Origin of the sequence: Streptomyces sp. CBMA123 (assembly GCF_014596465.1) — a bacterium.
Classification (GTDB): Bacteria; Actinomycetota; Actinomycetes; order Streptomycetales; family Streptomycetaceae; genus Kitasatospora.
On sequence record NZ_MECK01000629.1, the window covers coordinates 22215 to 32781 of the forward strand.

The following is a 10567-nucleotide window of genomic DNA, read 5'->3' on the forward strand; positions in this document are numbered from 1 at the left end:
CCGGGGCCGCCGTGGATCTCAGGAATCCACGGCGGCCCCGGAGCGGGCGGGACGGACGTCAGTGGACGTCGCCCATGAGCTTGACGACCTTCTTGCGGTACATCGCCAGCGCGATGCCGGCCACGATCGCCATGGCGCCCTGCACCGCGAAGTACGCGGTCCCGCCGACGATCTTGTCGCCCAGCACCAGCTGGAAGATCGCGGCGACGCAGTCACCGGCGGTGACGGCGAGGAACCAGACGCCCATCATCTGGCTGGCGTACTTGGTGGGAGCCAGCTTGGTGGTGACGGACAGGCCGACGGGGGAGAGGGTGAGCTCACCGACGGTCTGGACCAGGTAGACCATGGCCAGCCACAGCGGGGTGACCTTGGTGTCGCCGGTCGCGGAGGCCATCGCCAGCATCATGACGATGAAGGAGGCGCCGATCATCAGCAGACCGAAGGCGAACTTCATGGTGGTGCTGGGGTTCTTCGACCGGCGGGCCAGGGCGACCCAGATCCAGGCGAAGACCGGGGCCAGCGCCATGATGTACAGCGGGTTGAGCGACTGGAACCAGCTGGACGGGAAGTTGAACCCGAACAGCGTGGACGCGGTGTGCTCGTCGGCGAAGATGTTCAGCGTCGAGCCGGACTGGTCGTAGATCATCCAGAACACGGCGGCGGCGACGAAGAACCAGATGTAGCCGCTCATCTTGGACTGCTCGCTGGCGTCGAGGTCCTTGTCGCGCTTGACCTTGCTGAAGACCAGGACCGGGATCGCCAGGCCCGCGATGGACAGCGGCCAGATCGCCCAGTTGATGGTGAAGTGGCCGGTGGCGGCGACGACGCCGTAGAAGACGGCGGCGACGGCCAGCCAGATGCCCGCCTTGGTGAAGATCTTCCGCTTCTCGTCCGGGGTGATCGGCGAGGTGACGACGTTGCTCTTCGGGCTCAGGTGGCGGGTGCCCAGCAGGAACTGGCCCAGGCCGAGGGCCATGCCGACGCCGGCGAGGGCGAAGCCCAGGTGCCAGCTGACGTTCTGGCCGACGGTGCCGATGACCAGCGGGGCCGCGAAGGCACCGAGGTTGATGCCCATGTAGAAGACGGTGAAGCCACCGTCGCGGCGCGGGTCGTTCGGGCCGTCGTAGAGGTGGCCGACCATCGTCGAGATGTTGGCCTTGAGCAGGCCCGAGCCGACCGCGATGAAGGCGAGGCCGACGAAGAACGACGCGCTGAAGGGGACTGCCAGCAGGAAGTGGCCGATCATGATGATCGTGCCGCCGACCGCGACGGTCTTGCGGGCGCCGAGGAAGCGGTCCGCGATCCAGCCGCCCGGGAGGGCCAGCAGGTAGACCATGGCCGTGTACACGCTGTACACGGCGGCGGCGACGGCCGTCTTCATGGCCAGGCCGCCGTCCGCGACGGAGGCGGTCATGTAGAGCACCAGCAGGGCACGCATGCCGTAGTAGCTGAAGCGCTCCCACATCTCGCTCATGAAGAGAGTGGCGAGTCCCCGGGGGTGGCCGAGGAAGGTCTTGCCGCCGGGAGTGGCCGACGTGACGCCGGTGTCCAGGGTCGTAGACGCCATGAGTAGTGGTTCCTTGCCTGATCGCGTCCGCCTAGGGGGGTGGCGGCGGACGAACTTGAACCACTCTACGTGGCGATATTTGGCGTTATCAGATGACAAAAGCCACGAATCAGGTATGGGAATGGCAAAGTTCGGGGCAGATCTTCCCGGCCTATCCATGGTAGTCAGGCATCTCTTCCTTAGGTTTCAAGATCCAAGGGGAGATTCTTCGCCGAACGACCGGCAGGCGACGCCCCGTTGACCCCGAACGGACCCTTGTATAACGATCACGCTCTGTGAACTACCTCACAGGGCGTACGGGCATACCCGAGCCGACTACCATCACCACATGACCTGTGTGCTGCTCGCCGAGGACGATCCGGCGATCTCCGAACCGCTCGCCCGGGCCCTGCGACGCGAGGGCTATGAGGTGCTCGTCCGCGAGGACGGTCCGACCGCACTCGCCGCCGGCCTCACCGAGGAGGTCGACCTCGTCGTCCTCGACCTCGGCCTGCCCGAGATGGACGGCCTTGAGGTCTGCCGCCGACTGCGCGCCGACGGCAAGAGCTGCCCCGTCCTGGTGCTCACCGCCCGCGCCGACGAGGTGGACACCGTGGTCGGCCTGGACGCCGGCGCCGACGACTACGTCACCAAGCCCTTCCGCCTGGCCGAACTGCTCGCCCGCGTCCGGGCCCTGCTCCGGCGCGGCAACGTCGACCAGCTCACCACCGGCGCGCACGGGGTGAAGATCGACATCGAGTCCCACCGCGCCTGGCTCGGCGAGGAGGAGCTGACCCTCTCCGCCAAGGAGTTCGAGCTGCTGCGCGTCCTGGTCCGCGACGCCGGCCGGGTGGTGACCCGCGAGGAGATCATGCGGCAGGTCTGGGACACCACCTGGTGGACCTCGACCAAGACCCTGGACATGCACATCTCCTGGCTTCGCAAGAAGCTCGGCGACGACGCGGCGAACCCGCGCTACATCGCCACCGTGCGCGGAGTCGGGTTCCGGTTCGAGAAGAATTAGCCCCGTACGGAGTCGAGAAGAATCAGCCCCGTACGGAGATCGTGGCCGGGCGGCGGCCGATGAAGCGGAACACCTCGGGGAGCAGCAGCGTGAAACGCCGGATGATCAACTCGCTGCTGGTCGTCGTCCTGGTGGTCGTCGTGGTGTTCTGCGTGCCGCTCGCCCTGGTCGAGAAGCGCACCATCGCCAACTCGGCCCAGGACCGGGTGGACGCGACCGCCGTCCGGGTGCTCGCCCTGGTCGAGAGCCGGCTCACCGCCGGTGAGTCGGTCAAGGAGGGGCGCGTCTTCGAGAGCCAGGTCACCGAGGGCAGCTACGTCGAGGTGCAGATCCCCGGCCAGCAGGTGCTCTCGGCCGGCGACCGGCCGGCCGGGAACCACCTGCTGCGGGCCGTCGAGCGCGGGAACAGCGGCGAGATCGTCACCGTCGAGCAGTCCCGCGAGGACGTCGACCACGAGATCGCCAACAACCTGCTGCTGCTCGGCGTGGTCGCCCTGCTGGCCGTCCAGGCCGCCGTGGCGCTCGCCGTCTGGCAGGCCAAACGGCTCGCCCGGCCGCTCACCGACCTCGCCGAGACCGCCGAACGGCTCGGCTCCGGCGACCCGCGCCCGCGCGACCGCCGCTACGGGGTGCCCGAACTGGACCGGATCGCCGAGGTGCTGGACACCAGCGCCGAGCGGATCGCCCGGATGCTCACCGCCGAACGCCGGCTCGCCGCCGACGCCTCCCACCAGCTGCGCACCCCGCTCACCGCGCTGTCGATGCGACTGGAGGAGATCACCGCCCTCGCCGAGGAGCCGGAGACCGTCAAGGAGGAGGCGACCATCGCCCTCCAGCAGGTCGAGCGGCTCACCGACGTCGTCCAGCGGCTGCTCACCACCCAGCGCGACCCGCGCAGCCCCACCGCCGTCGCCTTCGACCTCGACGAGGTGATCAAGCAGCAGGTGGAGGAGTGGGGCCCGACGCTGCGCGAACGGGGCCGGGTGCTGTCCCTGGAGGGCCTGCACGGGGTCACCGCGGTCGGCACCCCGGGGACGGTGGCCCAGGTGCTCGCCACCCTGATCGAGAACTCACTGATGCACGGCGCCGGGACGATCACCCTTCGGGTGCGGCCCTCCGGCACCTCGGTGGTGGTCGAGGTACAGGACCAGGGCGCCGGCGTGCCCGCGGACCTCGGCAACCGGGTGTTCGAGCGGGCGGTCAGCGGCCGCAACTCCACCGGCATCGGCCTGGCCGTCGCCCGCGACCTCGCGGAGGCGGACGGCGGGCGGCTGGAACTGCTCTCGCTGAAGCCCGCGGTGTTCGCGCTCTTCCTCGGCCGCAGCCACGACGACTAGCCCGTCACGGGCCCGGCCGAGGCGCTGGTTCACCGGGCCTCGTCGAGTCGGAAGTCGCGGATCACGTCGAGGTCGGTGAAGGTGGGCGGCGCCTCGCAGAGGGCCACCATCTCGCGGAAGATCCGGTCCGTCTCGGGCAGCTGGGAGTTCCGCATCGCCTCCTCGTAGGAGGGGAACTCCACGATCTCCACCACGTGGCGGGCGTCCGAGCGGTCGGTGCCGACCACCGCGTGCGAGGCGGTCCGCTTGCCCTTGGTGGCCTCGACCCAGGTGTCCATGAGCCGGTTGAGGTCGTCGAGCCTGTCGGTCTTGCAGTCGATGATCTGGACGAACGCCATGGCGAGCCTCCTGGGACCCCCTGGGCCTCGATCGTCCGCCGGCCGTGCTCGCCCTCCGTCACCACTGTCCTCTCGCGGAGGCGGGCCGGGCAACCGGAGGCGGGCCGGGCAGCCGGAGGCGGGCGCCGCTCGGCCGCTACTCGGCCTTGGCGAAGCGGATCTGCTCGGCGGCCAGCATCAGCTCGGCCTGGGCGGCGAGCTCCTGGCCGCTGGCGGCGACGACCGCCGGTGCGGCCGGCTCGGGCTCCGGCAGGGCCTTGAAGACCCAGGTGCGGTACGAGATGAAGCGGAACACGGTGGCGATGGCGAGGCCGACCACCTTGGCACCGATCTGCTCGTAGCTGGTGTCCAGGCCGAGCACGTACCGGGAGAAGCCGAGCACGCCGGTCTCGATCAGCATGCCGATGCCGCTGAACACCAGGAACAGGGTGATCTCCCGCCTGCGGGAGGCGGCGTCGCGGTCCCGGTACAGCCAGTAGCGGTAGCCGAGGTAGTTGGTGGCGATCGCGATCACCGTGGCGACGACGTTGGACCGCAGTGAGGCCAGGCCCATCCCGTTGATGCAGACCCAGAACACGGCGAAGTTGACCACCACGCCGCTCAGGCCGACGATGCCGAACTTCACGACTTCGCCGGAAAACCCGCTCGACACCTTCTGGAGGAGCGAGGGGTTCGAAGCTGCGGTCGTCGCCATACCGGGTGGCCTCCATGTACCTACGGGAAAAGGGTGTCCCACTGGGCCGGGGGCACCCCTTGGGCCCTGCGTGCACGCACATGATCCGACCGCGCGGACGAGGACCTAGCCGTCCAGGCTACCCGCTTCCATCGAACGGGTCAGCCGTCCGTGCGCGGGTTTGACATCTACGCGCGTCCACTACTCACCGCCCCACCGCGGCGCCACGGCCCCCACCGGCCCGGATATCCTGGCGGGGTGACTTCCCCGGGCAATGTGAATTTTCCAGTGGTGGGCATGATCGGTGGCGGGCAGCTGGCCCGCATGGCACACCAGGCGGGCATCCCGCTCGGGGTCAGGTTCAAGCTCCTCGCCGACACCCCCCAGGACTCCGCCGCACAGGTGGTCTCCGACGTCGTCCTCGGTGACTACCGGGACCTCGACACCCTGCGCCGCTTCGCGGCCGGCTGCGACGTGATCACCTTCGACCACGAGCACGTCCCCACCGAGCACCTGCGGGCCCTGGAGGCCGACGGCATCGCCGTCCGCCCCGGCCCGGAGGCGCTGGTCAACGCCCAGGACAAGGGCGTGATGCGGGCCAGGCTCGACTCCATCGGGGTGCCCTGCCCCCGGCACCGGATCGTCGCCGACCCGGCCGACGTCACCGCCTTCGCCGGCGAGGGCGAGGGGTACCCGGTCGTGCTGAAGACCGTCCGCGGCGGCTACGACGGCAAGGGCGTCTGGGTCGTCGGCGACGAGCAGGAGGCCCAGGCCCCGTTCCTGGCCGGCGTCCCGGTGCTGGCCGAGGAGAAGGTCGACTTCGTCCGCGAGCTGGCCGCCAACGTGGTCCGCTCGCCCAGCGGCCAGGCCGTCGCCTACCCGGTGGTCGAGAGCGTCCAGGAGAACGGCGTCTGCGCCGAGGTCACCGCCCCCGCGCCCGACCTCGACCCGGCCCTCTCCGACGAGGCCCAGCAGCTCGCCCTGCGGATCGCGGGCGACCTCGGCATCGTCGGCCACCTCGCCGTCGAGCTGTTCCAGACCCGGGACGGCCGGATCCTCGTCAACGAACTGGCCATGCGCCCGCACAACTCCGGGCACTGGACCCAGGACGGCGCGGTCACCTCGCAGTTCGAGAACCACCTGCGGGCCGTCCTCGACCTCCCGCTCGGCGACCCCCGGCCGCGCGCCAAGTGGACCGTCATGGTCAACGTCCTCGGCGGCGACTACCCGGACATGTACCACGCTTTCCTGCACTGCATGGCCCGCGACCCCGGGCTGCGGATCCACATGTACGGGAAGGACGTGAAGCCCGGCCGCAAGGTCGGCCACGTCAACGTCTTCGGGGACGACCTCGACGACGTCCGCGAGCGCGCCCGCCACGCGGCCGCCTACCTGCGAGGAACGATCACCGAATGACCACCCCTGTCGTTGGCATCGTGATGGGCTCGGACTCCGACTGGCCGGTCATGGAGGCCGCCGCCCAGGCCCTGGACGAGTTCGAGATCCGCTACGAGGTGGACGTCGTCTCCGCCCACCGGATGCCCCGCGAGATGGTCGCGTACGGCGAGAACGCCCACCGGCGCGGACTGAAGGCGATCATCGCCGGCGCCGGCGGCGCCGCCCACCTGCCGGGCATGCTCGCCTCCGTCACCCCGCTGCCGGTCATCGGCGTGCCGGTGCCGCTGCGCTACCTGGACGGCATGGACAGCCTGCTGTCGATCGTCCAGATGCCGGCCGGCGTGCCGGTGGCCACCGTCTCGGTGGCCGGCGCGCGCAACGCGGGCCTGCTCGCGGTGCGGATGCTCGCCGCCTTCGACCCGGAACTCACCGAAAAGATGGCCGAGTTCCAGGCCGAGCTGAACAACCAGGCCACCGAGAAGGGCAAGAAGCTCCGGGCCAAGGTGGCCGGCTCCTCCTCCTTCGGCTTCGGCAAGTAAGGCCCCGGCGGCGCGGACGGCCCCCGGCGGGGGTGGGGTAGAACAGCCCGTATGACTTCTCAGACGGACTCCCCCACCCCGCTGGACCGCGCCCGGGCCCTGCTGCGCACCGCCCCCGTGGTGGACGGTCACAACGACCTCCCCTGGGCGATGCGCGAGCAGGCCGGGTACGACCTCGGCGCGCTCGACCTCGCCGCCGACCAGAGCGACCGCCTGCACACCGACCTCGCCCGCCTCGCGGAGGGCGGGGTCGGCGCGCAGTTCTGGTCCGTCTACGTGCCCGCCTCACTGGCCGGCGACCACGCCGTGAGCGCCACCCTGGAGCAGGTCGACTTCGTCCACGCCCTGGTCGAGCGCTACCCGGACCGGCTGCGCCTGGCCCGTACCGCCGCCGACATGGAGGCCGCCCGCACCGAGGGCCGGATCGCCTCGCTGATGGGCGCCGAGGGCGGCCACTCGATCGACTGCTCGCTGGCCACCCTGCGCGCCCTGTACGAGCTGGGCGTGCGCTACCTGACGCTCACCCACAACGACAACGTGCCGTGGGCCGACTCCGCGACCGACAAGCCGGTGGCCGGCGGGCTGAGCCGGTTCGGCGAGGAGGTCGTCCGGGAGATGAACCGGCTCGGCATGCTGGTCGACCTCTCGCACGTCTCCGCCGACACCATGCGGGACGCCCTGCGGGTCACCGAGGCGCCCGTCGTCTTCTCGCACTCCTCCGCGCGCACGGTCTGCGACCACCCGCGCAACATCCCGGACGACGTGCTCGCCCAGCTGCCCGCCAACGGGGGGGTGGCGATGGCGACCTTCGTCCCCAAGTTCATCCTGCCCGCCGCCATCGAGTGGACCCTGGCCGCCGACGCGAACATGCGTGCCCACGGCTTCCACCCGCTGGACACCACCCCGCCCGCGATGGAGCGCCAGCGCGCCTTCGAGGCCGCCCACCCGCGCCCGATCGCCACCCCGGCCACCGTCGCCGACCACCTCGACCACATGCGCGAGGTCGCGGGCATCGACCACATCGGCATCGGCGGCGACTTCGACGGCACCGCCTTCCTGCCGGACGGCCTCGACTCGGTGGCCGGCTACCCCAACCTGGTCGCCGAACTCCTCGGCCGCCACTGGTCGGAGGCCGACCTCGCCAAGCTCACCTGGCACAACGCCGTCCGCGTCCTGCGCGACGCCGAGTCGGTCGCCGCCACCCTGCGGGCCACCCGCCGGCCGTCCATCGCGACCATCGCCCAACTGGACGGCTGACCTCAGGCCTCAGCCGAGCCGCGGGATCTCGATGGCCGGGCACTTGTCCATCACCATCGGGACCCCGGCGGCCCGGGTCCGCCCGTACGCGGCCTCGTCGACGACCCCGAGCTGGAACCAGACGGCCTTCGCCCCGACCGCCACCGCCTGGTCCGCGACCTCCCCGGCCAGCGCGCTGTTCACGAACACGTCCACCACGTCGACCGCGAACGGGATGTCGGCCAGCGAGGCGTAGCCGGGCTCGCCGAGGACCGTCTCGGCCTTCGGGTGCACCGGCACGATCCGCTTGCCGTAGCGCTGGAGGACCTGGGCCACGCCGTAGGCGGCCCGGGCGGTGTTGTTGGACAGTCCGACCACTGCCCAGGTGTCGCCGCTGCCGGTGAGGATGGAGCGGACCGTTGCTTCGTCGCCGTAGTTCGTCATGCCGGTGCCAACGACGGTCGCGGGTCCGGGATTCCGGGGCGGTGCAGGTGCCGGTTCAGGTGGCGGCTCAGGTGGTGAAGGCGGCGAGCTTCACCTGGGCCGTGCCGTCGGCCCGGTAGGTCGCCTTGAGCCGGAGGACGGCGGCCTGGCCACTCGGGTGGGCACCGGTCGCCTCGTGGGCGTTGCCGTAGTCGAGGCCGGTGGGGGAGTCGCTGTCCGGGCGGACGCGGGGGAAGGCGGTGGCCGGCCGCGCGGCGAGGTCGGTGCGGGGCACAGGCGTCAGCTGGGGCGGCCCAGGGCGCGGTAGGTCCAGCCGGCGGCGCGCCAGGCGTCGGCGTCGAGGACGTTGCGGCCGTCGAGCAGACGGCGCTCGGCCACGACCGCGCCGAGCTCGGCCGGGTCGAGCGCGCGGAACTCGGCCCACTCGGTGAGGTGGAGGACGACGTGGGCGCCCTCGGCGGCCTCCAGGGCGGAGTCGGCGTAGGCCAGGGACGGGAACATCTTGCGGGCGTTCTCCACGGCCTTCGGGTCGTAGACGGTGACCTGGGCGCCCTGGAGCTGGATCTGGGCGGCCACGTTGAGGGCGGGGGAGTCCCGGATGTCGTCCGAGTCGGGCTTGAACGCGGCGCCGAGGACGGCGACCCGGCGGCCCAGGAAGCCGCCGCCGCACTGTTCGCGGGCCAGCTCGACCATCCGGGAGCGGCGCCGCATGTTGATCGAGTCGACCTCGCGCAGGAAGGTCAGCGCCTGGTCGGCGCCGAGCTCGCCGGCCCGGGCCATGAACGCGCGGATGTCCTTGGGCAGGCAGCCACCGCCGAAGCCGAGGCCCGAGTTGAGGAACTTGCGGCCGATCCGCTCGTCGTGGCCGAGCGCGGTGGAGAGCAGCGTGACGTCCGCCCCGGCCGCCTCGCAGACCTCGGCCATCGCGTTGATGAAGGAGATCTTGGTGGCCAGGAAGGAGTTGGCGGCGGCCTTCACCAGCTCGGCGGTCGCGTAGTCGGTGACCAGGAACGGCACCCCGGCTCCGATCGGCTCCGCGTACACCTCGCGCAGCAGCCGCTCGGCCCGCTCGCTCTGGGCGCCGACCACGATCCGGTCCGGCCGCAGGGTGTCCTGGACGGCGAAGCCCTCGCGCAGGAACTCCGGGTTCCAGGCGAGTTCGGCGTCCGCGCCGACCGGCGCCAGCGCGGCCAGCCGCTCGGCCAGCCGGGCCGCCGAACCGACCGGCACGGTGGACTTGCCGACCACCAGGGCCGGGCGGGTCAGGTGCGGCGCGAGTTCGTCGATCGCGGTGTCCACGTACGACATGTCGGCGGCGAACTCGCCCTTGCGCTGCGGGGTGTTGACGCAGACGAAGTGGACGTCGCCGAACTCGGCGGCCTCCTTGGCGGAGGTGGTGAAGCGCAGCCGCCCGGTCGAGCCCTCGTGCCCGGCCACGTGCTTGAGCAACAGCTCGGACAGGCCCGGCTCGTACATCGGGACGCGGCCGGCGGTGAGGGTGGCGATCTTCTCGGGGTCGATGTCCAGACCCAGCACCTCGAAGCCGAACTCGGCCATCGCGGCGGCATGCGTGGCGCCGAGGTAGCCGGTGCCGATCACGGAGATGCGGAGGGTCACGGGTTCCCCTTGGGTTGCGGGTTCGACCAGTAGAGGTGCCCCTGATGCTATCCGTCCCGGCCGGGTCGCCAGGGATCGCCCGTACTCGGGGGGTGTTTCGGGGGCGGCCGGCGGGCCTCCGGGCGACGGCCCGCAGACGGCCCCGAGGACGCTAGGCAGCCGCAGGTCGGAGCCCTAGGATCTCTACTGAACGGTAGTTAACCGCGATTCGACTCGGACCAGGCGTCGATCGGACGTCGGTCACTGGACGACGAGGCAGGCATCATGGCGGGCAGCGCAGGGGCGGCTGACTTCGATCTCTTCCGTATCTCCGAGGAGCACCAGATGCTCCGTGAGGCGGTGCGTTCGCTGGCCGAGGCGAAGATCGCTCCGTTCGCGGCGGAGGTGGACGAGCAGGGGCGGTTCCCGCAGGAGG

At 71.0% G+C, this 10567-nt stretch carries 11 protein-coding genes and 1 pseudogene; 6 read left to right on the forward strand and 6 right to left on the reverse strand.

The genetic code is table 11. From position 1 onward, the window contains the following. Positions 1-58: 58 nt before the first annotated feature. Positions 59-1567, reverse strand: a complete 1509-nt coding sequence (locus BG452_RS42700) for a peptide MFS transporter (protein WP_188309773.1) — start codon at positions 1565-1567, stop codon at positions 59-61. Between the two features lie 328 nt (positions 1568-1895). Here BG452_RS42700 and BG452_RS42705 point away from each other — a divergent pair, with 328 nt between their 5' ends. Together BG452_RS42705 and BG452_RS42710 are read left to right on the forward strand one after the other, a co-directional pair. Continuing rightward, positions 1896-2570, forward strand: coding sequence for a response regulator transcription factor (locus BG452_RS42705; protein WP_030290974.1), 675 nt, complete (start codon positions 1896-1898; stop codon positions 2568-2570). Positions 2571-2659: 89 nt separating this feature from the next. After that, positions 2660-3907: a HAMP domain-containing histidine kinase gene (locus BG452_RS42710; protein ID WP_188309774.1), complete on the forward strand. Its 1248-nt coding sequence runs from the start codon at positions 2660-2662 to the stop codon at positions 3905-3907. A 44-nt stretch (positions 3908-3951) separates the two neighbouring features. On the opposite strand, the pseudogene BG452_RS42715 reads toward BG452_RS42710, so the two are convergent. Both BG452_RS42715 and BG452_RS42720 read right to left on the reverse strand, forming a co-directional pair. Continuing rightward, a pseudogene (locus BG452_RS42715) lies at positions 3952-4245 on the reverse strand (ester cyclase); the annotation flags it as partial. A 136-nt stretch (positions 4246-4381) separates the two neighbouring features. Beyond that, the gene (locus BG452_RS42720; protein ID WP_188309775.1) at positions 4382-4939 is read right to left on the reverse strand and encodes a GtrA family protein; all 558 of its coding nucleotides are present in this window, start codon (positions 4937-4939) and stop codon (positions 4382-4384) included. Between the two features lie 255 nt (positions 4940-5194). On the opposite strand from BG452_RS42720, the gene BG452_RS42725 reads away from it, so the two are divergent. The 3 genes from BG452_RS42725 to BG452_RS42735 are packed head-to-tail and all read left to right on the forward strand — an operon-like array spanning position 5195 to position 8112. Beyond that, on the forward strand, positions 5195-6334 hold the full coding sequence (locus tag BG452_RS42725) for a 5-(carboxyamino)imidazole ribonucleotide synthase (RefSeq protein WP_188309784.1): 1140 nt from the start codon (positions 5195-5197) through the stop codon (positions 6332-6334). Next, positions 6331-6855 carry a 5-(carboxyamino)imidazole ribonucleotide mutase gene (gene purE / locus BG452_RS42730; protein ID WP_188309776.1) on the forward strand — a complete coding sequence of 175 codons (525 nt, stop codon included), beginning with the start codon at positions 6331-6333 and terminating at the stop codon, positions 6853-6855. The genes BG452_RS42725 and purE overlap by 4 nt, the downstream gene beginning before the upstream one ends. Positions 6856-6906: 51 nt before the next feature. After that, positions 6907-8112, forward strand: coding sequence for a dipeptidase (locus tag BG452_RS42735; RefSeq protein WP_188309777.1), 1206 nt, complete (start codon positions 6907-6909; stop codon positions 8110-8112). A 9-nt stretch (positions 8113-8121) separates the two neighbouring features. Here BG452_RS42735 and BG452_RS42740 read toward each other — a convergent pair whose 3' ends face one another. From BG452_RS42740 to BG452_RS42750, 3 genes are all read right to left on the reverse strand, one after another. Beyond that, positions 8122-8535: a CoA-binding protein gene (locus tag BG452_RS42740; RefSeq protein WP_188309778.1), complete on the reverse strand. Its 414-nt coding sequence runs from the start codon at positions 8533-8535 to the stop codon at positions 8122-8124. A 67-nt stretch (positions 8536-8602) separates the two neighbouring features. Further along, entirely contained in the window at positions 8603-8809 is a 207-nt protein-coding gene (locus tag BG452_RS42745; RefSeq protein ID WP_188309779.1) for a hypothetical protein, read from the reverse strand. Positions 8810-8814: 5 nt separating this feature from the next. Continuing rightward, positions 8815-10152 (reverse strand): UDP-glucose dehydrogenase family protein, encoded by a 1338-nt coding sequence (locus BG452_RS42750; RefSeq protein WP_188309780.1) that lies wholly within the window; start codon positions 10150-10152, stop codon positions 8815-8817. Positions 10153-10416: 264 nt separating this feature from the next. On the opposite strand from BG452_RS42750, the gene BG452_RS42755 reads away from it, so the two are divergent. Next, positions 10417-10567, forward strand: a 151-nt coding sequence (locus tag BG452_RS42755) for an acyl-CoA dehydrogenase family protein (protein ID WP_188309781.1), incomplete at its 3' end; no start/stop codon positions are given.

Excerpts from the sequence above, each read along its gene's own strand:
- BG452_RS42700 (WP_188309773.1), bottom strand. The coding sequence starts at position 1,567 with ATGGCGTCTACGACCCTGGACACCGGCGTCACGTCGGCCACTCCCGGC.
- BG452_RS42705 (WP_030290974.1), top strand. The coding sequence starts at position 1,896 with ATGACCTGTGTGCTGCTCGCCGAGGACGATCCGGCGATCTCCGAACCG.
- BG452_RS42720 (WP_188309775.1), bottom strand. The coding sequence starts at position 4,939 with ATGGCGACGACCGCAGCTTCGAACCCCTCGCTCCTCCAGAAGGTGTCG.
- purE (WP_188309776.1), top strand. The coding sequence starts at position 6,331 with ATGACCACCCCTGTCGTTGGCATCGTGATGGGCTCGGACTCCGACTGG.
- BG452_RS42735 (WP_188309777.1), top strand. The coding sequence starts at position 6,907 with ATGACTTCTCAGACGGACTCCCCCACCCCGCTGGACCGCGCCCGGGCC.
- BG452_RS42740 (WP_188309778.1), bottom strand. The coding sequence starts at position 8,535 with ATGACGAACTACGGCGACGAAGCAACGGTCCGCTCCATCCTCACCGGC.